Origin of the sequence: Rhodanobacter ginsengisoli, from assembly GCF_042657065.1 — a bacterium.
Classification (GTDB): domain Bacteria; phylum Pseudomonadota; class Gammaproteobacteria; order Xanthomonadales; family Rhodanobacteraceae; genus Rhodanobacter; species Rhodanobacter ginsengisoli.
Map to the genome: position 1 here is coordinate 87928 of NZ_JBHSNF010000003.1, position 23622 is coordinate 111549.

General features: G+C 67.7%; 23 protein-coding genes. 19 read left to right on the forward strand and 4 right to left on the reverse strand.

Annotated features, from left to right (window positions below):
- Window positions 1-95 precede the first annotated feature (95 nt).
- The 4 genes from ACFPPA_RS13805 to ACFPPA_RS13820 all read left to right on the forward strand — a co-directional run bounded on the left by ACFPPA_RS13805 (window position 96) and on the right by ACFPPA_RS13820 (window position 3205).
- Window positions 96-605, forward strand: coding sequence for a GNAT family N-acetyltransferase (locus tag ACFPPA_RS13805; protein WP_377320881.1), 510 nt, complete (start codon window positions 96-98; stop codon window positions 603-605).
- Between the two features lie 108 nt (window positions 606-713).
- Window positions 714-1646, forward strand: a complete 933-nt coding sequence (locus ACFPPA_RS13810; RefSeq protein ID WP_377320883.1) for a M14 family metallopeptidase — start codon at window positions 714-716, stop codon at window positions 1644-1646.
- Between the two features lie 154 nt (window positions 1647-1800).
- The gene (locus tag ACFPPA_RS13815; RefSeq protein WP_377320885.1) at window positions 1801-2442 is read left to right on the forward strand and encodes a transglycosylase SLT domain-containing protein; all 642 of its coding nucleotides are present in this window, start codon (window positions 1801-1803) and stop codon (window positions 2440-2442) included.
- Between the two features lie 109 nt (window positions 2443-2551).
- A complete protein-coding gene (locus ACFPPA_RS13820) occupies window positions 2552-3205 on the forward strand; it encodes a DUF2238 domain-containing protein (protein WP_377320887.1) in 654 nt (217 codons plus the stop codon).
- 73 nt (window positions 3206-3278) lie between these two features.
- On the opposite strand, the gene ACFPPA_RS13825 is transcribed toward ACFPPA_RS13820, so the two are convergent.
- Window positions 3279-3800 carry a DUF4405 domain-containing protein gene (locus tag ACFPPA_RS13825; RefSeq protein WP_377320889.1) on the reverse strand — a complete coding sequence of 174 codons (522 nt, stop codon included), beginning with the start codon at window positions 3798-3800 and terminating at the stop codon, window positions 3279-3281.
- A gap of 253 nt (window positions 3801-4053) precedes the next feature.
- Here ACFPPA_RS13825 and ACFPPA_RS13830 point away from each other — a divergent pair, with 253 nt between their 5' ends.
- The 10 genes from ACFPPA_RS13830 to ACFPPA_RS13875 all read left to right on the forward strand — a co-directional run bounded on the left by ACFPPA_RS13830 (window position 4054) and on the right by ACFPPA_RS13875 (window position 11748).
- A complete protein-coding gene (locus ACFPPA_RS13830; RefSeq protein ID WP_377320891.1) occupies window positions 4054-4410 on the forward strand; it encodes a UBP-type zinc finger domain-containing protein in 357 nt (118 codons plus the stop codon).
- A gap of 309 nt (window positions 4411-4719) precedes the next feature.
- On the forward strand, window positions 4720-5484 hold the full coding sequence (locus ACFPPA_RS13835; protein WP_377320893.1) for a hypothetical protein: 765 nt from the start codon (window positions 4720-4722) through the stop codon (window positions 5482-5484).
- A gap of 122 nt (window positions 5485-5606) precedes the next feature.
- A complete protein-coding gene (locus tag ACFPPA_RS13840; protein WP_377320895.1) occupies window positions 5607-7187 on the forward strand; it encodes a M28 family peptidase in 1581 nt (526 codons plus the stop codon).
- 53 nt (window positions 7188-7240) lie between these two features.
- The gene (locus tag ACFPPA_RS13845) at window positions 7241-7573 is read left to right on the forward strand and encodes a hypothetical protein (RefSeq protein WP_377320897.1); all 333 of its coding nucleotides are present in this window, start codon (window positions 7241-7243) and stop codon (window positions 7571-7573) included.
- A 188-nt stretch (window positions 7574-7761) separates the two neighbouring features.
- Window positions 7762-8364, forward strand: coding sequence for an OmpA family protein (locus ACFPPA_RS13850; protein WP_377320898.1), 603 nt, complete (start codon window positions 7762-7764; stop codon window positions 8362-8364).
- 543 nt (window positions 8365-8907) lie between these two features.
- Window positions 8908-9498: a gamma-glutamylcyclotransferase gene (locus ACFPPA_RS13855; protein WP_377320900.1), complete on the forward strand. Its 591-nt coding sequence runs from the start codon at window positions 8908-8910 to the stop codon at window positions 9496-9498.
- Between the two features lie 13 nt (window positions 9499-9511).
- Window positions 9512-9709: a hypothetical protein gene (locus ACFPPA_RS13860; protein WP_377320902.1), complete on the forward strand. Its 198-nt coding sequence runs from the start codon at window positions 9512-9514 to the stop codon at window positions 9707-9709.
- A gap of 315 nt (window positions 9710-10024) precedes the next feature.
- On the forward strand, window positions 10025-10531 hold the full coding sequence (locus tag ACFPPA_RS13865; protein WP_377320904.1) for a PH domain-containing protein: 507 nt from the start codon (window positions 10025-10027) through the stop codon (window positions 10529-10531).
- Between the two features lie 137 nt (window positions 10532-10668).
- Window positions 10669-11343, forward strand: a complete 675-nt coding sequence (locus tag ACFPPA_RS13870; protein WP_377320906.1) for a hypothetical protein — start codon at window positions 10669-10671, stop codon at window positions 11341-11343.
- Window positions 11344-11547: 204 nt separating this feature from the next.
- On the forward strand, window positions 11548-11748 hold the full coding sequence (locus ACFPPA_RS13875; RefSeq protein ID WP_377320908.1) for a hypothetical protein: 201 nt from the start codon (window positions 11548-11550) through the stop codon (window positions 11746-11748).
- Window positions 11749-11850: 102 nt separating this feature from the next.
- Here ACFPPA_RS13875 and ACFPPA_RS13880 read toward each other — a convergent pair whose 3' ends face one another.
- Window positions 11851-15492, reverse strand: coding sequence for a hypothetical protein (locus ACFPPA_RS13880; protein WP_377320910.1), 3642 nt, complete (start codon window positions 15490-15492; stop codon window positions 11851-11853).
- 210 nt (window positions 15493-15702) lie between these two features.
- Here ACFPPA_RS13880 and ACFPPA_RS13885 point away from each other — a divergent pair, with 210 nt between their 5' ends.
- From ACFPPA_RS13885 to ACFPPA_RS13900, 4 genes are all read left to right on the forward strand, one after another.
- Window positions 15703-15924: a TonB-dependent receptor gene (locus tag ACFPPA_RS13885; protein WP_377320912.1), complete on the forward strand. Its 222-nt coding sequence runs from the start codon at window positions 15703-15705 to the stop codon at window positions 15922-15924.
- 122 nt (window positions 15925-16046) lie between these two features.
- Window positions 16047-17693, forward strand: a complete 1647-nt coding sequence (locus tag ACFPPA_RS13890; RefSeq protein WP_377320914.1) for a carboxylesterase/lipase family protein — start codon at window positions 16047-16049, stop codon at window positions 17691-17693.
- 51 nt (window positions 17694-17744) lie between these two features.
- Window positions 17745-19376 (forward strand): trehalase family glycosidase, encoded by a 1632-nt coding sequence (locus ACFPPA_RS13895; protein ID WP_377320915.1) that lies wholly within the window; start codon window positions 17745-17747, stop codon window positions 19374-19376.
- Between the two features lie 196 nt (window positions 19377-19572).
- A complete protein-coding gene (locus ACFPPA_RS13900) occupies window positions 19573-21438 on the forward strand; it encodes a putative bifunctional diguanylate cyclase/phosphodiesterase (RefSeq protein ID WP_377320917.1) in 1866 nt (621 codons plus the stop codon).
- 154 nt (window positions 21439-21592) lie between these two features.
- Here the strand turns inward: ACFPPA_RS13900 and ACFPPA_RS13905 are convergent, their stop codons facing one another.
- Both ACFPPA_RS13905 and ACFPPA_RS13910 read right to left on the reverse strand, forming a co-directional pair.
- Window positions 21593-21931: a hypothetical protein gene (locus ACFPPA_RS13905; protein WP_377320919.1), complete on the reverse strand. Its 339-nt coding sequence runs from the start codon at window positions 21929-21931 to the stop codon at window positions 21593-21595.
- A 512-nt stretch (window positions 21932-22443) separates the two neighbouring features.
- Window positions 22444-22947 (reverse strand): hypothetical protein, encoded by a 504-nt coding sequence (locus ACFPPA_RS13910; protein WP_377320921.1) that lies wholly within the window; start codon window positions 22945-22947, stop codon window positions 22444-22446.
- Window positions 22948-23128: 181 nt separating this feature from the next.
- On the opposite strand from ACFPPA_RS13910, the gene ACFPPA_RS13915 reads away from it, so the two are divergent.
- Window positions 23129-23617 carry a RidA family protein gene (locus ACFPPA_RS13915; RefSeq protein ID WP_377320923.1) on the forward strand — a complete coding sequence of 163 codons (489 nt, stop codon included), beginning with the start codon at window positions 23129-23131 and terminating at the stop codon, window positions 23615-23617.
- The last annotated feature ends 5 nt before the right edge of the window (window positions 23618-23622 follow it).

Here is a 23622-nt window from a genome sequence, read left to right on the forward strand (position 1 = left end):
CGCCGTCGCCCGACGGTGTTCGTCAACGCCGGGCCGGCTCGGGCGGACTCCCGGTTTCTGCGAAAATCGATTCCCTTTCCCGACCCGGACCGCTGATGCTGCGAGACGCCACCGCTGCCGATTTCCCCACCATTCTCGCCCTCAACGAGGCCTTCGTGAGCGTGCTCAGTCCGCTCGACCACGGGCGTCTCGCACGGCTGCATGCGCAGGCCGCATTGCACCGGGTGATCGAACGGGACGGGCGGGTGGTGGCGTTCCTGCTGGTGTTGCGCGAGGGGGCGGACTACGACAGCCCCAACTACCGGTGGTTCGCGCAGCGCCAGGCGCGTTTCCTGTACGTCGATCGCATCGTGGTAGCCGCCGATGCGCATGGTGCCGGCACCCGGCTCTACCGCGATGCGTTCGCGTTCGCACGGCGTAGCGCGGTACCGGTGATCGCCTGCGAGTTCGATATCCAGCCACCCAATCCCGCCTCCGAGCGTTTCCATGCCCGGCTGGGTTTTCGCGAAGTCGGCCAGCAGCCGCTGTATGGCGGCAGCAAGGTCGTTTCACTGCAACTGCTCGACGTCGCCGCAGGCGAGTCGCCGCTGGCCACGAGCGCCTGAGCGAGCGAGGCAGCGCACGCCGGTGGGGAGCGCTTGTTTTGTGCGCTGCCACACCAGCAAGCCGATGCTAAAGTCTGCGGCTTATCTCGTGCCAGTGTGGAGCGCAACATGCCGACGACATCCAGCCCCTATCCGATCGGTACTCCCGGCGTTGCCTGGGGGCCGGCGGAAGTCGCGACCTGGCGCTCCCTGCAGATCCGCCAGCGCAGCTACGACGCGGATGTGCTCACCGTGATCGAACGCCTGCGCGAGCGCTTCGACATGGTGGAGTACGGCGTGCTCGATTACGCCCTCGATCGCTACCCGCTGTTCGCGATCAAGAGCCGCGACTGGCGCGACGAGCTTCCCACGGTGCTGGTGACCGGCGGTGTGCACGGCTACGAGACCAGCGGCGTGCACGGGGCGCTGCAGTTCGTCGACCAGCATGCAGAGAACTATGCGGGCCGGGTGAACCTCATCGTGGCGCCGTGCGTGAGCCCCTGGGCGTACGAAAGGATTCACCGCTGGAACATGCATGCGGTCGACCCGAACCGTTCGTTTTTCGACGACAGCCCGGCGCCGGAGTCGGCGGCCCTGATGCGGCTGGTCGCGCCGTTCCGCGATCGCGCGCGGGTACATGTCGACCTGCATGAAACCACCGACAGCGACGAGTCCGAATTTCGTCCCGCGCTGGCGGCCCGCGACGGCGCGCCGTACGAGCCCGGTGAAATCCCCGACGGCTTCTACCTGGTCGACGACAGCGAGCACCCGCAACCGGAGTTCCAGCAGGCGATCATCGCGGCGGTGGCGAAAATCACCCACATCGCCCCGGCCGATGTCCGCGGCGAGATCATCGGTTCGCCGATGGTCGCGCCGGGCGTCATCCGGTACCCGCTCAAGCAGCTCGGCCTCTGCGCCAGCATCACCAACGCACCCTACAAGAGCACCACCGAGGTCTATCCCGACAGCCCCCGCGCCACGCCCGAGCAGTGCAACGCGGCGCAGGTGGCGGCGGTTTGCGCGGCGATTGATTTCGCGCTGGAGCGGCCGGAGCCCAGGTAGTTTTGCGGGAGGGCGGCGTCGACGCACGGTGGGTACCGACGTCGACACGAGACGTGCCGCGTGCGGCGCATGGTTGCGCGGCGCGCACTCGCCGTGGTCCGAAAGCGCGACGCGCAGCCGGGGTGAGTGCGCCATCGGCTGCTACCCTGTGCTCATGAACAGAGCATGGAACGCCACGGCGCTGCGCCGTCACGGCCTGCTGGCCCTTTTCGCTGTCTGCCTGCTGGCCCTGGGGGGGTGTGCCACCGCTCCGCCGCGCAACAGCGAGGACATCTGCCAGGTCTTCAACCAGTACCCGGAGTGGTATGACGACGCCCACGATGCCCAGCAGCACTGGGGTACGCCGGTCAACGTGCTGATGGCGTTCGTGCGGCGCGAGTCCGGGTTCCGCCAGAAGGCCCGCCCCGACCGGCCCTGGTTCCTGTTCATCCCGCTGCCGCGCAAGTCCAGCGCCTACGGCTACGCGCAGGTGCAGGACCCGGTGTGGCGCGCCTACCGGAAAGCCACCGGCGGCCACTTCAAGAGCCGCACCGACATGGACGATGCGCTGGATTTCGTGGGTTGGTATACCGACCGCATCCATCGTCAGCTCGGCATCTCCAAGTGGGATCCGGAGCATCTGTACATCGCCTATCACGAAGGCATCGGCGGTTACCGCAGCGGCCACTGGCGGCATGACCGCCATCTGCTGCAGACCGCCGCGGAAGTCGCGCGGCGCGCCCGCGAATACGGTGCCCAGCTAAAACAGTGCGAGAAGCACCTGCGCTGTCGCCACTGGTATCGACTCTGCCACTGAGCGTCGCCGTTCCCGCTCCGCCCCGGCCGCGCCCCACGCGACGATTCGGGCGGGCCTCGTCGCTGCCCGTGCGTTGACATCGGACCGACGGTAGGCGATGAATGGCGGCATGTCCGCTGCCAGCCCACGCCTCGATCGCTACGCTTTCCCGCTGGCGTTGCTGATCGGCTTCCTGCTGTTCTGGCTGGCGCTGGCCATCAAGCCCTGGTTTCGCCAGGACTGGCTGCTGGAGAATCTCGTGGTGTTCGCGGTCGTGCCGCTGTTCGTGCTCAGCGCGAAGCGCCTGCGGTTCTCCAACCGGGCGTATGCGTTGCTGTTCGTGTTCTTGTGCGCGCACGAGATCGGCGCGCACTACACGTATTCGCAGGTGCCCTATGACAGCGCGCTGCGGGCACTGACCGGACAATCGCTCGATGCACTGCTGGGATTCCGGCGCAATCAGTACGATCGTCTGGTGCACTTCCTGTTCGGCCTGCTGCTGTTGCCGGTGGCGGTCGAGCTGTTCGAGGCACAGGCACCTCCACGCGGGCTCTGGCGATGGCTGATGCCGGTACTGTTCCTGGAAGCGCTGTCGGCGGTGTTCGAGTTGATCGAATGGCTGGCGGCCAGCGTCTTCGGCGGCGAGCTGGGCCAGGCCTACCTGGGAACCCAGGGTGATGTGTGGGATGCCCAGCACGACATGGCGCTGGCATTGCTCGGCGCGGTGATCGCGCAGCTGATGCTGGCGTTGTGGCGTGGGCGCCGCCGCGTCGCCGGGGATTGAGCCTCGCATCGGTCATCGCGCAGATTCATGACCACGGATACCTGTTGCTGCCGTCGCGCCGGATCGCGGCTCGTCAGTCCTTTGCGGGCGTCGTCGCGTGCCGGACAGGGATCAGGGAAAACAGGATCTCGTTGGCGGAAACCGTGGAGGCCGCGGCGATCGCGTTCGGCGACTGATGGGTGGAGTTTGCCTTGTAGCCGTGTTGCTGCAGTTGCCGCAGCAGGGCTTCCGGCGTCGCCTGGAACACCGGCGCCAGATCGACCAGGCTGGCCCGGGTCATCAGGGCGACGGTCTGGAATGTCGGGTTGCCCGAGCGGCCGCCCTTGCCGGCCATGATGGCGAACGGCACCGCCGCCAGCAGCGACAACGCCAGCGGAATGAGCAGGGTCCTGCGCTTCGCATAGGCGAGCAACGGCTTCCAGTTCTTCCACAGATGCAGTGCGAACGGCGCCAGCAGCACCACGCTGAGCCATTCGTGCATGGCGTGGAACGAGCGGGGTCCCCAGTGGAAGAACAGTGCCACGCCGGAAATCGCCGAGACCGTGAACAGGCCCGCCGTCAGTGGCGTCCCGTAGCGATGCATGAAATGGTTCAAGGCGGATCTCCGGAGCAGGTCGATGACGGGGCGGAAGTGGCGATCATTCGGTAATGATATCCATTCTCATTTAATGCAACAAGGCAGCGCGGCCACGTTGTTGCGGGGATGCCATCCTGCGGCGAGGCGAAAACAGGGGCGCGGTGGTTTGTCCGGGCACCGGGCCTTGAAGTACCTTCGACACGCAAAACACGGGGTGGCCGCGCCGGGCTGGCGGGCTTGCTCCGGGGCGTTCGCCCATCATGGAGGCGGCATGAACATCCATCGTGACGACAACATCGATCCCACGGCCGTGCCGACAGGCAGCGGCTGCGTGGAATGCCTGCAGTCCGGCCAGTGGTGGTTGCACCTGCGCCGATGCGCCAGGTGCGGGCACATCGGCTGCTGCGACACGTCGCCGAACCGGCACGCCACCGCCCACTTCCGCCAGACCGGTCATGCGGTCATTGCCAGTTTCGAGCCGGGAGAGCGCTGGTTCTACGACTACCGCAACGGCAAGGCCTTTGCCGGCCCCGAGCTCCCCGGACCCCACGCGCATCCGCTCGATCAGCCCGTCCCCGGACCGGCCGGACGGGTGCCGGACCACTGGGAGGACCTGCTCAACAATTGAGGGCGTGCGTGCCTGCAATCCCCCATCCGAGCTTCGCGCCGCGGCCCGACCGGTGCCATCCCCCATGAGGTGGTCTGTCTGTTCCGCTGCCCCGCGACACGGCACTATCGCGTCTGCCACGACTGCAGGACACTTGCGCGCGGCGAGGAGAGGACGAGGGCGGCGGCGCTGCCGCGGCATCGCGAAGCGATGACTGGCGCGGAGGGGGCGTCACGTTGCCGGCGGAAGTTGCAGCCGGTTGTCGTCACCCGCCATGACGGCGCATGCACGCTGCATGCAGACGGATGGCTTTGACGAGCAGGTGAGCCCATGAACGCACCAGATGCCGCCATCGGGGCGGGTGTTGTCGAAGGTCGGTATTTCTATGTGTGGATGGCAGTGGCCTTCGTGCTGGTCGCCTTTGGCGGCTTTGTGCCCACGTACTGGGCCCCGCTGCTGACACAGCGCTTTCATGCGCCTCCGGTGGTGCATATCCACGGCATCCTGATGTTCAGCTGGACCTGCTTCTACTTCGTGCAGACCACACTCGTGGCAAGCCACCGCACGCTGAATCATCGCACCTGGGGTCTGGCCGGCATCGCCCTGTTCAGCACCATCGCGTGCATGATCCTGGTAACCGAAATGGCCGTGCTGAAGCTCGCCGAGGCGCGCGGCATGGGCGAGGCGGCGCGTCATTTTGCGGCGGTACCGCTGTGTGCCTGGCCGCTGCTGGTGGGATTCTTCACGCTGGCCATCGTCAACATCCGCCGCCCCGATGTGCACAAGCGGCTGATGACCCTGCTGATGATCGGCATGATGACGCCGGCGATCGCCCGCGTGTTCCTCACCGTGCTGGCACCGGCCGGCGCGGCGGGAGGTCCACCGCCGCCGTTCGTGTCGATACCGCCGTCACTGACGGCCGACCTGTTCCTGCTGGTGGCGGTCGTGCGCGACTGGCGCACCCTCGGCCGTCCGCATCGGGTCTACGTGATCGGCGGACTGGCGTTGCTGGCCCAGCAGATGTTGACCCCACTGTTTGCGGCCACGTCGGCATGGATGGGCATCGTGCGTGCGTTCGAGAGCCTGGCCGGTTGAGGCGGGAAATCGGGGTGCTGTTCCGGTCGTCGCGGCGTCCTGCCATCATCGGCGGCGGAACGCCTGCCGATCCCGGGAGCCTCTCTCGACATGCTTGCTGACCCATGCCTTCGGAGGCGACCTTGAGAACGCTGCTGCCGTTTCTGTTGCTCGTCGCCATGCTGCCTTCCGCGCCGGCGTCCGCCGGCGAGCGGGCGCCCCCGCCTTCACGCGCACACGCGATCACCGATCCGGACACCCGCGCCTGGTGGCAGGCGACCGAGGCGCTGTCGGGCGACGCGATGGAGGGGCGCGATACCGGTACGGCGGGATATGAGCGCGCGGCGCAGCGGGTGGCGCAGCGCTTCGCCGAGGCGGGCCTGCGTCCGGCCGGCGACGATGGCGGCTGGTTCCAGCGCTTCCGCCTCGATGACCTGCTGATCACCACGCAGGGGACCCACATCGCGGTGGGCGACACGCCGCTGCGGCTGCTCTACGACATCGCGCCGCGACCGTCGGCCAGGATGCCGACGCGGCTCGACGCGCCGATCGCGTTTCGCGGCTACTGCGCGCCCGGTACGCTCGGCGACGTGCGCGGCAGGATCGTGCTCTGCTACGGCTGGCGTCGCGCCGGGCTCACCAGTGGCGCGCAGCGTCTGCGCGCGGTGAACCAGGCGGGTGCCGCCGGGATGCTCACGATCGCCGATCCGGGGTTCACGATCGAGCCGATGCGCTGGCCGGTGGCCTATGCCCGCACGGTGGCGCCGGTCGGTGCGCCGGCGCCGGAAGGCGACCACATGTTGCTGGCGACGCTCAATCCCGCGGCGCTCGCCGCGGTGCTCGCCGGCTCCGGTCGGGATGCCGGGCGTCTGCTGGCATGGGGCAGCGCCGGCAAGCCGCTGCCGAGCTTCGACGTGCCCGGCCATTTCACCGCACGGCTGCGCCTGCAGCGGAGTGTGGTGACGTCGGCCAACGTGCTGGGCGTGCTGCCGGGCACCGACGCCCGGTTGCGCGACCAGTACCTGGTGCTCTCGGCGCATCTGGATGGCTACGGTCGGGGCGAGCCGGTACATGGCGACGCGATCTACAACGGCACGCTCGATGATGCCGCCTATGTCGCCCTGCTCGAGCGGCTGGCCGAGCGCCGCAAGGGTGCCGGCTACCGGCGCTCGGTGCTGTTCGCCGCGTTCACCGGTGAGGAGAAGGGATTGCTCGGCAGCCGCTATTTCGTGGCCCATCCCACCTTGCCGAAGACCGCCCTCGTGGCGGACATCAACCTCGATCAGATTCGTCCGATCTTTCCGCTGCAACGGATGACCGTTCATGCGCTCGACGACAGCACGCTCGGCGCGACGGTTCGGCGGGTGGCCTCTCGCAGCCAGATCGTGGTGCAGCGGGACCCGGAGCCCGAGCGCAACCTGTTGCGCCGGGCCGATCACTGGCCGTTCCTGCAGGCGGGCATCCCGGCGACCGGCTTCGTGTTCGGCTACCGGCCGGGCACCGAGTCGGAGCGACGCTATCGACACTGGTACGAAGTGCAATATCACCGGCCACAGGACGACCTGACCCAGCCGATCGACTGGGCCGCCGCGGGCAAGTTCAACCGCTTTTTCTACCGCCTGGTGGCAGCAGTCGCGAACGGCGATGCCCGGCCGCGCTGGTCGCCCAACAGTCGCCTGGCGCCAAGGGCCAGGGTGGTCGAGCGGAACGGCGGCGGATTGTGAGGGCCGCGGCCGCTCCGGGTCCGGCCTGTCGTTCGACGCGCCACGGGGAAATCATGCGCAAGCTGCCGTGGGCTCTGCTCGTGCTCGCCGCACTGCTGGCGGGATGCGGCAAGCCAGTGCCGCCGGGCAAGGCGGCCTATGTGGGTGAGTGGCACTCCGCCGCGATGGCCATGCTGATCACGCAGGACGGCAGCGTCGCGTACAGGCGTGTGGAGGGTGGTGTCAGCAAATCCATCTCGGGACCGTTGCAGCGATTTGACGGCGACGACGTCGTCGTCGGGGTCGGTCCGATCAAGACCACGTTCGTGGTGTCCCTGCCGCCGCACCGGGATCGGGGCGTATGGAAGATGACCGTCGATGGCGTCGAGCTGACCCGGGAGAAGTAGGGCAGGCGGCAGGCCGGGGCCGCATCGGCATGCGCCTCCAGGTCGCTGATTCACGTCTTGTTTCCGGTCACTTGCCTAACCTGAACGTACCGCGGGTCAGCGGACGGGTGCTGCAGGGGGAGCTGCCCTGGATGGTCCGGGTGTCCGATGGCGATCCTGCCATCAGTCCGATGATAAGGAGAGGACTCATGGTCAACACAGTGTCTCGAATCGTTTTCATTTCGCTCGGCTTCATGGCGGTCACGCTCAGTGGCTGCAGCCAGTACGTCAAGAAGACCGACTACGACGCCGCGATCTCCGAACTTCGTGCCAACGACCAGAAGCAACAGCAGCAGATCGATGCGTTGACGCAGGAGATGCAGCAGAAATTCGCCAAGTACGATGCCCAGATCGCCGAGATGGGCGGCCGTGTGCGGGTCGATGCCATTGCGCACTTCGCGTTCAACGATGCGACCCTGCGCGATGAGGACAAGCCGCTGCTCGATGACTTCGCCAAGGTCATGCGCAACCATTACCCGGATGCACTGGTGACGGTGGAAGGCTTCACCGACCCGGCGGGTTCGGCTGCGTACAACCTGCGGCTGGGGACGCGGCGCGCGAACGCCGTCAAGGACTACCTCGTCGGCACCGGCGGACTGTCGGCCGACAAGGTACGCACGGTCAGCTACGGCAAGGCGGTGAAACGCCAGGTCCAGCGCGGCAAGTCGCATGACGAAGGCATGGACAACCGCCGGGCCACGCTGGTGGTCGACTTCGCCGGCACGCCGGCCGCCGCCGCACCGGCACCGTAATTGCGATGCGCGGGGATGGCCGGCACCCCGCCGGTTATCCCCGCAGCGCAGCGAGAGCGCCGCAGCAACCGTCCTGCTCCGGCAACGGATCCCGTCCCCCATCGCTCCGCCCGACCCGCGCGGCAAGGTCGGAGTGGCACGGGTGACCGGCGCATAAAAAAAACCCGCAGAGGGGAATCTGCGGGTTTCGGGGGGTCCGTCTGATCATGTGGAAGAGGAGGGGAGCCTCGCCACATGGTGGGAGTGATGTCTCACGACATGGCATTAATGTACTTCGCGGTTCGTTAATGAAGTGTGAGCGGGCGCGCCGGCCGAGGGGAACTTTGTCCGGCCTCCTGCCAAAGGGTGTCGAACAACCGGTGCCGCGTGGTCTTCCGGTCTCCCCCGGCCGACGGGTCGGGGTCGCTGCGGCGGGCCACAGGGCCGGCGAGCGGCGTGTCGATGTTTCGCCCGCTCCAGCTGCCGGTCCACTCGCGGGACGCCCCTGCCCGGGCGGCGCACAATACCCGGGTCACGAGAAACCGCCCTCCGCAGATCCGAACCATGTCCGTCGACACCGTTGCCACCAACCGCCGCATGAATCGCTTCGCCGATCACGCGCAAGTGTGGCTGTTCGGCTACGGCTCGCTGATCTACAAGGTGGACTTTCCCTATATCGAGCGACGCCCGGCCTGCATCCGGCACTGGGTGCGCCGCTTCTGGCAGGGCTCGCATGACCACCGCGGCACCCCCGACGCGCCCGGCCGCGTGGTCACCCTGATCCCGGAGCAGGACGCGACCTGCATCGGCATGGCCTACCTGATCGCGCCGGCGGTCTTCGCCCAGCTGGACGTGCGCGAGAAGAACGGCTATCTGCGTTTCGCCACCGAGCTTCATCTTGGCGAGGGGCTATGTGCCGAGGGCCTGGTGTATATCGCCACCGAAGAGAACGCCGCCTTCCTCGGGCCGGCCTCCGAGCCGGAAATTGCCCGCCACATCGCGGCGTCCTCGGGGCCCAGCGGCCCCAATCGCGACTATCTGCTGCAGCTGGCCGCGGCGCTGCGCGAGCTCGACGCGCACGACCCCCACGTGTTCGAGATCGAGCAGCATCTGATCGATCTCATTGCCCGTGAACGCGGCGCCGGCCATCGTTGACGGCAGGTGTTCGATGGCAGGGGGCAGCACGCGTTTCTTCGGCGATGTTGGCCGCAGCGCCGATGCCGACGATGGCGCGCCGACGCGGACCATCACGGCACTCGATGCCGGGGTATTCGATACCTGCAACCACTGCGACTGCTACCCGATCGCCGGGGGTACGTGCCGAGGCGCCGCCGGGATCCTGGCCGAATCCGGCTTTGGCGCATGATCCGTCCGGGCAGTGCGGAAGGTCGATATCGCCTCGTCGGGGACGGATGGATCGTCGTGCGATCGGGCATAAAAAACCCGCAGAGGGGAGTCCGCGGGTTTTTTGGGGGGTCCGTCTGAATGTGTGGAAGAGGAGGGGAGCCTCGCCACACGGTGGGAACGATGTCTCACGACATGCCCGGCAATCTACTTCGTGGCTCGTTAATGGAGCATGACCGGGCGCGCCAGGCCCGGGCATCCGGCGCATCGGACGCCGCGAATGGCGCTAGTCTGGTGGCCCGATCCAGCCGAGCCGTGCATATCCATGGAACCAGCGATGAAGCGTTGCCCGGCGTGTGCCGAGGAGATTCAGGCCGCGGCCCACAAGTGCCGCTTCTGCGGTACCGACATCGACAGCTATGTGGCCGCGCATGCGGCGACCGTCGAGCAGCCGGTGTTTTCCGGGCATCCGAAAGTCATTTACAGCTTTGGCCAGTACGTGGCGGTGGTTTGCACGCTCGGCATCGCCCTGCTGGTTTACTGGCTGCGCAGCCTGAGCACGAGCTTCACCATCACCAGTCAGCGGGTGCAGGTCGAGCGGGGGCTGTTCTCCAAGGTGAAGGACAACCTCGAGCTGTTCCGGGTGGATCACTTCGACATCCTGAAACCGCTGGGGATGCGTCTGCTCGGCCAGTGCCAGATCCACATGCACTCCTCCGACCAGGGCATGCCGTCGGTCCTGCTGTACGGGATTCCCGGGCTCGAGGCGATGGCCGACACGTTGCGCGAATGCTCGCTGCGCGAGCGCGCCCGACGCCGCGTGCTGCCGGTGGAACAGATGTAGCCTTCGTATCCGCCACGGCAGGAAACGCGTCCTTGGTGGGCGCGTCCGCCAATGGCAGGTTGCTCCCCGGTTCGACAACGCGGTCAAGCTGACGGAGACTCCAGTGCCATCCGCCTGGATGGCGAACGGGAATCGACATGCGTGACTGGCCTTTCGGGACGATATCGCTGGTATGGGCGCTGAGCCTGTTCAACCTGCCGGCATCGGCGCAGGTGACCTTGCCTGCCGTCACGGTGACCGAGCCGGCCTATACCGAGCATTACGGCGGCTATGTGATCTCGGGGGATTTCAAGGTGAACCCGCGCATGCCGTACGTGGCGTATCCGGCGCAGGCGCTGGTCAGCGGCGACATCCTGAGCGTCCAGCCGATCCGCCTCGCCGGGGACGAATACCTGGTACTGCAGGAGTGCGCGGTGGCCGACTGCAGCCAGGCGAGGATCGTGCGGGTCTGGAATGCGGGCGGTGCCACCGGGCTGGTGCGTCAAAGCGACGATCGGGTCCGGATACGGCACGAGAACAAGTACTTCATCTGGCTGATGCGACTGCCGGAGGTGCTGGTCGATCGCCGCTGCGTACGCTGCGGCGGTTACTACACCACGTTCGATCCGGTCAGCCCGCCGCTCACCCTGATTCCCGGTGGCGAGCAGGCGGCGTATGGGCGAACCGCGCTGCAGGCCGCCAGCGACAAGGGGCCGATCCCGGTGAAGACGCAGACGCATGAGGGCGCGACCTTCGTGATGACGTTCGTCGGCGGCAGCACGGTGCGGATCCGGCGCATGCATGCGGCGCGCACCGCGGTGGCCGGCAACTGACCGCTCCGCTGCGGCGCTTCCTTCGTGAAGCGTCTCGGTTGTCCGGCTGTCCGCCCGCCCGAACGGCCGTCCGCGGACAGGCCGACGCCGTCGTCCGCACGCGCTGAACTCCGCGAAATTCAACGAATCAGGGGTATCCGGTCGGTTGGCACGGCGATTGCACTGCAGTCGGTACAGAGCATCCATCCACCACGGAGACACCTCATGAAATTCGAATCACTGATCCTGGGCAGCCTGTTCGTCGCCTGCTTCACCGTTTGCGCCCTGGTCATGGGCGCGATGCTGGTCAGCACGCCGGCCTCGGTGAAGCTGGCCGGCACGAACCACGGGCAGGTCACCCGGACCGCGTCGCTGCACTGCGGGCGGTCCGCCGACGACGCGATCTGCGCGCACACCGACGGTTGATGGCGCCACCGCGCAATGCCATCCGGTGGCGCCGGATCGGCGTAATCGCTCGTGCCCGATCCCGCCGTGGCAACCCCACCCGGTCGGTGCCGTCAGCGCACGCTAGCGAAGTCGCTCCTGGCGGTTCGCGGGCAACCAGAACTCGATGACGTCGGGGTCGCCGTGCAGGCGTATCGGCAACGGCAGCGCCCGCGGCGTCGAGTCGCGGAACGCCGGTTGCGCTGCCAGCCACCGCGCCAGCGCACGGGCGCACATCGGCGCCTGTTCGCTGTAGCTGCTGTAGAGAAATACCGGTTTGTCCCAGGCCGCTGGCGCGCCGTGGCCGGAGCGGCTGGCGCTGCTGACCACATTCTCGATGCCCGGCGTGGCCAGACCGAAGTCGGCGAGCTGTCGCAGCAGGCCGGTAGCCTGCGCGCGCTGATTCTCGCTGTAGATCTGCACATAGACGATCAGGCGCTGCGGCTGCTCGGTGGTCGCGCCGCTGCATGCCTGCACGGCTGCAGCGGACAGTGCGGCCATGGGCGCCTGTGCCGTGGCGGCTGGCGGTGGCCCGGCCGTCGTCGTCCGTGATGGCGCCGCCGCAGCAGTCGGCGGTGGCGGTGGTGGCGCGGCAGTTACCGCCGGCGGCTCGGCAGGTGGACCGGCTGGCGCCGTGGAGACGTGCGTTGCCGGCACCGCCTGTTCTGACGCCGGGGCTGGCGCGCCGGTGACCGAGGCCACGACGTCCGCCGGCGCCGCACCGCCGAGCACCGGTTCGCCCGCTTCGGGTGTCACCGCGGCGTACTCGCCGGACGGCGGCCCGAGCACCTCCGGCAACGGCGAAGGGATCGCGTTGCGGTAGTCCTGCAGGGCCTTCTGCCAGGTCGTCGGCTCGGTCACCGCGGCGCGCAGTGCGGAATAGTCGGCCAGGCAGCGATCGACCAGCGGGGTGCCGGGCGCCAGCCGGCCGCACGCACGGTTCAGCGTATCCGCCAGCTGGTTCATCGTGCGCGTCATCCCTTCGGAATCGCGCACGTCGTCGTACCGGCGCATCAGCGAGTAAAGCTTGCGATGCATCGCCGGGTCGTAGCCGAGGCCCGCATCGAGATCGGTCTGCACGGCATCGGCGGCACTCTGCTGCACTTCCACGTTGCGTCCGCTGCTGAGCAGCTGGGCCTGGTGCGAGTCCCACGCCTGCCAGCTGGTGAGCGCCACGGTCGCCAGCGCACCCAGGCTCAGCGAGGCACCGATGGTGGCGCCCATGCGCTGGCGCCGGGTCAGGATGTTGGGCTGGTCGTCACTGGAGACCGCGTTGGCGCTCACCGCCGTGCCGCTGCTGGCCAGGCCGGGCAGCATGTCCAGCAGGTGCGCGTCGATCGGCAGGCCAAGCAGCTCACCCAGCTGGCAGTAGCTTTCCCATTGCGATTCGTCGAAGAACTGCTGCGCCGTGCTCTGTTGCGGAAAGTCGCGGTGGCGATCGGCATAGCCGGCGACATCCAGCGGCAACTCGCAGTACAGCCGCGGCTTGACCACCAGCAGGCAGCCGCTGGCACCGCTGGGATAGCTGATGCGCGCCAGCAGCAAATGCTGGTTGCCGGGGCTCGGCATGATGCTGTCCGGGGTGCCGAAGCGGGCGCGCAGTTCGGCGGACAGGCCGGTGGGCAGGCTGTCCGGATCGATGAAGTCGATGCCGGTATCCAGATCGATGCGTGCCTTGCGGGTGAGGTTTTCCACGTCGGTGAACACGTAGTTCGGATCCGCGCCGCAGTCGGCCAGCACGATCAGCCTCAGCTCGCGCTTGAGCAGGCTGTAGACCCCGGTATTGTCGAAGTGGCCGCCGTCGGACAGATACCAGACCGGACTGCGCAGACCCGGAAAGCGCGCTAGCATTTCCTGCAGTGCCGCGCGCGACTTGCCCAGCCGCGACCACCAGAACCGTTGCGGGTTGAGCCGGTTGCACCACCAGTAGCCGAGCCGGAAGCCGCTCAGGAAGAACAGCGCCGAGATGCCGGCGCGCGTCAGCGAACCCATGCCGGAACCGGCGGCCGCGCCGGAAATCGCGATCCACTCGGACAGGGTGCTGCGTGCCAGCGGGTCGTCGGCCCCGGACCGGAACAGCGGCGGCTGGGTACCGGTCTCCAGCCCCAGCGAACTGACCGTCAGGTACACGCCCTTGCGGTCGGCATTGTAGGTATCGGTGCGGTCGTCGATGGTCTGGTTGATGCAGCAGTTGATCAGGTGGATCGGTCCACCGTGGGCATGCGGCGAGTACTCGGGCAGGGCGATGTCGTCGCCGTCCAGCAGTTCGGTGAGCTTCCTCACCGCGTCGGCATTGCCGCGGGTCTTCGGCTTCAACGGCGAGAGCGGAAAGCGCGCCGGCGCGGACGCGTGCGCCGCGCCCTCGTGGTTGCCCAGCGACACGTAGGTGCGGGCGATGCGCGAACGATAGAACGCATGCAGGGAGGAACGGTTGATCAGCTGCAGGTTGCTGCCGGTCAGCACCACGTAGGCCAGGCTGGGAATGGCCACGGTCAGCCAGCGCAGCCAGTTGTCGGCGGCGGGTGGGTGGGTGAAGCCCGGCGCCAGCACGGCCAGCCAGTGCATCCAGCTGTCCAGCGCCGACAGCCGCGCGACGAACACGAAATACTGCAGCGCGCTGAGCCAGAACAGCGCCAGCAACGCGAGCAGCAGCAGGCCGCACAGGTTCGCCAGCAACGCGAGCGGCAGCTGCGACAGCCTGTTCTTGTGGTCGTGCGGCTGCAGCAGCGGCAGTGCGAATCGCGCCACGCCGATCAGCATCGCGGCAAGCCCGGCGCTGGTCAGCACCGAGCCATGCTGGAAGCTGGCGCCGATCTGGTCGGCGAGGAACCAGCTGAGCAGATCCGCTGCGCCCAGCAGGAACAGCAGGGTCAGGTATTTCAGCGACGTGCTGAGTGCGATCGTGTAGCGCACCCGATCCCGGGCCGGATGCGACGGACGCAGCAACAGCCACAGCCGCGACAGCGGCACCGCCAGCAGGATGCCGCCGATCACCGCCATGGTGACCTTGCCGTGGCCGGCCATCGCCGTGTTCCACAACGGACTCAGCAGATAGACGGCCATCACCGAAGTGCACGCGCAGATCGTGAGGTCACTCCACATCGACCAGTCGTCGGGATCGCGTGACCACCAGTAGGCGAACGCCACGAAGATGACGATCCAGCCGGCCAGCGGCATCGCCGCCCACCACAGGGTGCTGGTCAGCAGCGGCGCCGACGCGGCCTGCCAGTGGAAGCCAAGCAGGTGCGGCAGCGTGATCACGCAGGACAGCAGCAGGATCAGCGTGGTGATCTCGAACTGCGTGGCGACGAAGCCGCGCAACTGGCCGGCCCAGGTCTGCAGCAGATCGCGCAGGCCGGCAGGCACCAGGTAGCGACCGTTGCTGCGCAGCCACCACAGCAGCAGCGAGCGGTCGTCGGCCAGCCCCTGTTCGACCTCGCCGGCCGTGGTCCCGGCGCCGAACAGACGTCCAAACGCAGCTCCGGCGTAGCCGCCGCCGGACACGGTCGAGAGATAGTCGAAACGGTGCAATACGCCGTTCTTCGCCAGCGCCCGCAGCAGGCCCAGGCAGAACGTGGCGCTGCGCACGCCGCCGCCGGACAGTGCCAGTCCGATCGTTGGCTGAGCCGGAGCGACCCCGCTGCGTTCGCGGCGCCCTCCCAGCGCCTGGCTCTCGCGTTCGGGAATGCCGTAATGCGGTGCTTGCGCTTGCCTTGTCTGATCCATGGTCGGTCTCCCCCGGCACGCATGTATCGAAACAGCAGGTATGAAGCGACCTCCTTATCCGCCGGTTGCCCCGGGTCGGCAAGTGCCACCCGGCGTCGGGCCCGAGCGTCGCCCTGCCGGGCCGCTTTCTTGCCCGCGAGCACATGGCCGCGCGCACGTGCGGGCAAAGGCCTATGCTGACCGGGCAATCACGCGAAGGAAGCGGCAGTCATGGGCAATGTTTCCGGTACGACCCGCAATGGCTTCACCTACGAAGCGGATTACCAGCCGGCCAGCGCCGGTCGCGTGCACTGGACGGCGACCTTCCGCCACAACGGCGACTACGCCGGCATGCGGCACGGTTGCGTGCACGGCATGTCCGATCTGCCCGAGGCGAGCGTCGATGCCGCGGTGAAGGCGGATATCGAGTCCATCTGGACGGATGCCAGTTGAGCCGGCCTGTGCGCGAGCGGGCATCGGGGCGTGAGTCCGTCGCCCCGCCAGCTCGGCGCGATCGACTTGGATGGGCGCGGAGAAATGTTCTAGGCTGCCATTCGTTCCCCGCTGGAATTCCCATGATCGCTCCGACTCCATCCACGCTCTCGGCGACACCCGGTTACCGTCTGGCAGCCCTGGCCCTGATGTTGCTGCTGACGGGTGGGTCCGCCGCCGCACTGGCCGCCGACACCGCGTCGCTCGCGCCGCCACGCGTGGCGTTGCGGGCCGGCACGATCGAAGGCCGGCAGGCCACGGTCGACGGTGTGACCCTGCACGAGTTCCAGGGCATTCCCTATGCGGCACCGCCGCTGGCTGCCCTGCGCTGGAAGCCGCCGCAACCCGTGGCGCCGTGGCGGGGTGTGCGCAAGGCGCAGCGGTTCGGGCCACGCTGCATGCAGTTGCCGTTGTTCAGCGACATGGTGTTCCGCTCCGATGGCATGAGCGAGGATTGCCTCTACCTCAATGTATGGACACCGGCTTCCGGCAAGCCGGCGAAGCTGCCGGTGCTGGTGTATTTCTACGGTGGCGGGTTTGTCGGTGGCGATGGTTCGGAGCTGCGTTACGACGGCGCCAGCCTCGCCGGCAAGGGCATCGTCACGGTGACGGTGAACTACCGGCTGGGCGTGTTCGGCTTCTTCGCGCTGCCCGCGCTGGCCGCCGAGTCGCCGCAGCATGCCGCGGGCAACTACGGGCTGCTCGACCAGGTCGCGGCGCTGCGCTGGGTGCAGGCGAACATCGCCCGCTTCGGCGGCGACCCGGCGCAGGTGACGATCGCCGGCGAGTCGGCCGGCTCGATCGCGGTGAGCGCATTGATGGCCTCGCCCTTGTCACGCCACCTGTTCGCCCGGGCGATCGGCGAGAGCGGTGCGCTGATCGCACCGATCGCCCCACTGCCGCTGGCGACGATGGAGCGGCATGGCCAGGCGTTCGCCGCGAAGCTGGGTGACGGCTCGCTGGCGGCGCTGCGCGCACTGCCGGCCAAGACCCTGCTGCAGGCGACCGCCGGGCAGAACGGTGACGCCGACGTCGATCTCGACGGCTGGTTCCTCGGCGAGCCGCCCGTGCTGACCTTTGCCCGCGGTGCGCAAGCGCAAGTACCGCTGCTGCTGGGCTCCAATTCGCAGGAGGGCTTCTACACCGGCATCCTGAAGGACCAGGCGCCGACGCCGGAGCATTACCGGGCCGCGCTGCACCAGCTGTTCGGTGCGCAGGCGGATCGCGCGCTGGCGCTGTATCCCGGCGGCAGCACGGCCGAGGTGAAACGTTCGGCCACCGCGCTGGCCAGCGACTTCTTCATCGCCCACACCACCTGGCGCTGGATGGACCTGCAGCGGCGCAGCAGCCACGCGCCGGTGTACTTCTACTATTTCGCCCAGCCGCGTCCGGCCAAGCGGCATCCCGGCCCGGGCGACCGGCCCGACACCGGCGCGGTGCACAGCGGCGAGATCGAGTACGCGCTGGGCAATCTCGCGACCAACCGGGTGTATGCCTGGACGCCGGCCGACTGGCGCGCATCGAAAACGATGGAAGGCTATTTCGCGCAGTTCATCAAGACCGGCAACCCGAACGGTGCGGGTCTGCCCACATGGCCGGCGGTGCGCGAATCCGACGGCGGCCTGTTGCGCCAGACGATCGCCGCGCACAGCCGCACCGAAGTGGATCGCGGCGCCGCGCGGCAGGCGTTCCTGCAGCAGTTCTTCAGCACGCATGCCGACCCGTTGTAGGCAAGCGCAGCCCACGTTTCCGCCGCCATGACGGCGAACAGGTGATCCACGATGAAATCCCTCCCGCGACTTGCCCTGCTCCTGGCGTCGTTCGCGCTTGCCGCGACCGCGGCGGCGCGCGCGCCCGATCCGCTGAAAACCCGCGCCTACATCGATCATGCGTGGGGCACGCTGACCCGTTCGATGGACGACTGCTCGGCCCTGGCCGACAGCAAGGTGGGTACGCGAGCGGTGCTGTATCTGCCGGCGGGTCTGCCGAAGCCGGCGCGGCTCGACGGCATCGCCGCGCATTGCCATGTCGACGTGCGCGTGCTGCCGCAGGCGATCGAACAGCTCGGCGAGCTCTCGCCCACGCGGCTGCCACGGCAGGGCCTGCTCTACCTGCCGCATCCTTACGTGGTGCCGGGCGGGTTCTTCAACGAGATGTACGGCTGGGACAGCTATTTCATCGTGCTCGGCCTGGTCGCCGATCATCGGGAGGCGCTGGCGCGCGGCATGGTCGACAACGCGCTGTTCGAGGTGGCGCACTACGGTGCGGTGCTCAATGCCAACCGCACGTACTACCTGACCCGCTCGCAGCCGCCGTTCCTGTCCTCGATGATTCGCGCCGTGCTGGACGATCCGGCCAGCTTCCCGGACCCGTCCGCGGCGCTGGCGTGGCTCCGGCAGGCCTACCCGCTGGCGGTGCGCGACCATGCGACCTGGATGCGCAAGGAACATCGTGCCGGCGATACCGGACTGGCGCGCTATTTCGGATATGGCGGTGCCAGCCCGGTGCTGGAGATGCAGGACAGCGACTACCTGCGTGGCGTGATCGACTGGCTGCTGGCGCACCCCGCGCAGGACCCGGGCTATCTGCTCAAGGCCTCGAAGCATCCGGGTGCCGCGGAGGCGGCGAGGTTGCAGACCGCCAGCTGCGACGTGCAGGCGTCGGCGGTCTGCGCCGGGGCCTGGTCGCAAGGCTACCGGTTGCGCGCCGACTACTTCCTGGGCGATCGCGCCATGCGCGAGTCCGGCTTCGACACGACCTTCCGGATGGGCCCGTTCGGCGGCTCCACCCATCACTACGCGCCAGTGGATCTGAACAGCCTGCTGTATCGCTACGAGCGCGACCTGCATGACTTCGCCGTGCGGCTCGGCAGGACCGCCGACGCGCGGCACTGGGCTGACGTCGCCGACGCGCGCCGCGCCGCGATCGACAAGTATCTGTGGCGCCCGGATCGCGGCATGTACATGGACTACGACTTCGTCGCCGGCAAGCCATCGGATTACCCCTTCGTCAGCACGTTCTACCCGCTGTGGGCGGGAGTGGCCTCGAAGGCGCAGGCGGCCGCCTTGCGGGCCCGTCTGGATCGGTTCGAGCGCAAGGGGGGATTGCAGATGAGCGATCACGCCAGCGGCGCGCAATGGGATGCGCCGTTTGGCTGGGCGCCGACGAACTGGCTGGCGATCGACGGGCTCGATGCCTACGGCTTTCACGACGACGCGCGCCGCCTCGCGGGGAAGTTCTGCGGCACGATCGATCGCAGCCTCGCGGACGACGGCACCATCCGCGAGAAATACAACATGGCCAGCGGCAACGCCGATGTGAAGATCAGCGCCGGCTACAAGGCGAACGTGATCGGCTTCGGCTGGACCAACGGCGTCTACCTGAAATTGCGCGCGCTGCTGCAGCGGCCGTAAGCCGGAACGTGGCGGGCGTCCTGCCGGCTCGCGTACCGCGGGAAGGAGCCGGCAGCGTGCGTTCCACCGGCCCCGGCGGCAGGCCGGACGGCTTCCCGGCTGGCCCGGAACATGGCATCCGCCGATCTGCTAGATTCGAGCACGCGACCCGCGCAGCTATGCCACTGGAGCTCGTCGCGATTGCGCTGGAAGTGCGATGTATTCAGATGTCGAATTGCAGGAGGGCCTGGCCCGCGATGCGCGGATGTTGCGGCATACGCTCGCGCTGACCCGACTGGCGCAGCGCCTGTGGCAATCCGGTGACGGACTGCAGCCTGCCCTGGCCGCGATCACGAAGGCGGCGGCGCATGTGCTTGGCGTGGAGCGGGTCGGCATCTGGCGATACGATCCCGACGGCTGCCTGCACTGCGAGCATGCCTACGAACGCGAACACGACCGGCACCATGGCGAGAACTCCGAGGAACATCTCGCGGCGGCCGACGTCGCGCCCGAACAGTCGCTGTCGCCGACGCGGCTGATCCGCGCCGCCGATGCCGGCACCGAACGGTTCCCGGCCATGGCCTGCCTGCAACGGCACCATGCCCAATCGCTGCTCGAGACGCAGATCCGCGTCGACGGCGAACTTCACGGGACGGTCTTCTTCGAGGAGACGGGTGCTGCGCGCGAGTGGCGCCCCGATGAAATCGCGTTCGCCGCCGACATGGGGAATTTCGTGGCGCGGGCGGTCCAGATGGAGCGTCACCGGTGCGCCGAAGTGCGGCTGGACTATCTGGAACTGCATGATCCGGTGACCGGCCTGGCCAACCGGGCCTTGCTGCTCGGAGCCATGGACGACCTGCTTCGGCGGCGGCGCAAGCAGTCTTCGCTGGCCGCGTTGCTGTTCGTCAGCGTCGATCGCTTTTACAGCGTCAACGAGATCGCCGGCGAAACCGGCGGCGATCTCGCGCTGACCGAATTGGGTGAGCGCATCAATGCGGCCACGCCGGACGATGCGATCGTCGCCCGGGTGGAAAGCGATTGCTTTGCCGTGCTGATGCCGTGGCTGACGCAGGAATGGCAGGCGGTCCAGCAGGCCCAGGAAATCCTTGCGGCGCTCGGCCAGCCACTGCGTCTCGAGCAGATCGAGTTCTCGGTCAGCGCCAGCATCGGCGTCGCCTTCCACCACGGCGGCGCGCTCACCACCTCGGACGTTCTCCTGCGGGACGCGGATCTTGCCAGCAAGCAGGCTTCGCAACTCGGCCGCAATCGCTGCGAGGTCTTCGATGCCGAGCGGCACCGCGGCCTGCTGGATCGGCTGTCGCTCGAACAGAGCCTGCGCGAGGCGCTGCACAACGACGCGCTGGTCGTGGTGTATCAGCCTGAAATCGATCTGGCCGATGGCCGGGTCGTTGCCGCCGAGGCGCTGTTGCGCTGGCGCGATGCCGACGGTGCGTTGCGCGTGGCGGGCGACTTCATCGATGTCGCCGAGAGTTCGGGACTGATCGTGCCGATCGGTCGCTGGGTATTGCAGCGTGCGTGCCGCGACGCCAGTCAGTGGCCACTCGCACCGGACGGCCGCGCCTGCACGCTGGCCGTGAATCTGTCCGCGCGCCAGTTCGAACAACCGGGACTGGTCGCCATGGTGACCGAAGTGCTGCGCGATACCGCGTTCGAGCCGCAACGATTGTGTCTGGAGATCACCGAGACCACGCTGATGAGTCGCGCCGATAGTGCGCTCGAGACGCTGCATGCGCTGAAGGCCCTGGGCGTCAGCCTGGGCGTGGACGACTTCGGTACCGGTTACTCGTCGCTGGCCTATCTGAAGCGCTTTCCGGTCGATCTGCTGAAGATCGACAAGAGCCTGATCGATGAACTTCCCGGCGATCCCCACGCGCATGCGATCGTGTCCGCGGTGGTGGCGCTGGCGAACGCCTTGGAGCTGGACGTGGTGGTGGAAGGCGTTGAACGTCCCGCCCAGGAGGCCACATTGCGTGCGATGGGTTGCCATCGCGTGCAGGGTTGGCTGTATGCCCGCGGCGAATCCCATGCCGACTTCGTCCAGCGCTTGCGCGCCCAGAGCTGAGACCCGTGGTGCACGGCAGCGTTGCTGCCTCGGACGGTCGACGCGGCTGCTGATCTCGTGCCGTGCCACGCAAGTATCCCTGCGCCGGATGGGTTCAGCCGGTCAGGCGATGCCCATGGTCCGATGATCCCGGATCGGTCGTCGCGTCAGCGGGTCAGTCGTAGACCTGCGTGAGCAGTACCGGCGCCGCTGCACCGGGTCGACTCGCACGAACGTAGGCGTTGAAATACTGGAGTACCCGATACGGTGTGGCACGGGTGAGGCGCACGCTGCTGACCACGTAACTGCGGGCTGCGGCGCCGAGCTTGCCGGGTTTGGCACAGGCCATTCGGCGGGGCCGAAACGTGGTCAGTGCGGTCGTCAGCGCTGTGGTGACCACGCTGCAGGTGGGTTCGACGACGGCACCGGAAAATGTCATCCGGCCGTCTGCCGCGCGGACAGTCGAGGGGAAGATCGCCAGGGCGCCGAGGCACGAGGCCGCAATGAGGATCATGGGAGGAGTCATCGGAAGGGTCCGTGGTGTGGCGACCGCAGGCAGGCCAGCACCATCAGCATCCGCTCCAGCAACTCCCGGCAATGTCTATCGGGTCACACTCCTGGTGTGAGGGCGTTGTGAAATAAAGATATATATCGACCATCTGTGATGGTTCGATGATGGTTGCGCCAAGTGTGTCCTCACACTTGCGCTCGAGGCGCGGGTCGCGTGACACCGAGCAGGTGCGAGCGATGCGGCGATGGATCGGGCTAAAGTTTGCCGCGCCGATGCCGTCAAATCCTCGAGGCAACAGATTCCCCTCTGTTCGCCGGTCGCCGTGAGGCGCGCTATCCCGCCCCCCTTCATAAGATGGACGAGCCCGCTTCGGCGGGCTCTTTTTTTGGCGCGCCCGTCATGTCATGGCAGCGCGATGCCGCAGGCCGATCCCGGAGCCTGCCACAACACCTGGCGACGTTGCCTCGATCGGCTGCCGGGCTAGCGGCGCGGGTGTAGCGCGCCTCGACGGCGCGCTACAGTTGCTGACGCGCCTGCCTGATGTCCCGGATGGCCAGCTGCAGATCCTCGCGGGTCCGGGTCCCGGCCGCTGCATCCTGCTTCGGATGGAGCGATTGCACGTGCCCGACCAGCAGTTGCACCGAGGGACGGGCATCGCGCCATGCCAGCTGTGCGGAGACCACCGTGGCTTCGGACAGGTCGGCGCTGTGGCCCGAGCTCTCGATGTTCGCGAACGACTTGTCGATGCTGTCGGTCAGCGTGGCGAAATCGGGCACCGTTTCGCTGGTCTGCGCCTCCAGTTCATCGACCAGGGCACTTTCCAGATAGTGTTCCAGCGTGGTCAGCGGCAGCAGGGTGTGGATGGATTCTTCCACCCCGTCGCGAAAGGCGATCTCCTGCCGGTTGAGTACCACGACGCTGGCCATGCTCAGGGCCGCCAACGGCAACAGCAGCAGGGTGAGGATCACCGTCATGCGCCGGCCGACCGAAAGTTTCCGCAACTGCCGTTCCAGGATCATGGCTGCACTCGGTGGACCAGGACGAAGATCGATGCCTCGATCTTTGGCATGGATGGCCTCGCCGGCTCAGTGACGCGGCATGAAGTCGGCCGTGCCCGGCGTTGTCGCGCCGGTCGTCCGGAGGTATAAGCCGGAGACCCTGTCCATCCGGGCATGGCCTGGCATCAGAGGATCACTACCCATGACTTTCGAGCGGCCCCTGCGTCCCCTCACGTTCATGGCAGCCATGTTGCTGTCCTTCGCGGCCTGCGCCGCGTCACCGCCCGTACCGGCAGCGCATGCCGAGTTCTACCGGTCGACCGATGCAGCGCTCAAGGCGTTGCCGTTTTCGGAGGCGGTTCGCGCCGGCGATTTTCTGTTCGTCTCGGGAGAGATCGGCGCGCTGCCGGGCAAGCTGGTCCTGGCGCCTGGCGGCATCACCGGTGAGGCGCGCCAGGCGATCGAGAATGTGCGCGACATCCTGCGCCGCCACGGCGCCACGCTGGGCGACGTGGTCAGGTGCACGGTGTTCCTCGCCGACATGAAGGACTGGCCGGCCTTCAACACCGTCTACCGGGAATACTTCAAGCCGCCATTCCCGGCCCGCAGCGCGACCGGGGCCACCGCTCTGGCGCTGGGCGCCCGGGTCGAGCTGGAGTGCATGGCCTACGTGCCGGTGGCGTCGAAGTAGGCCGC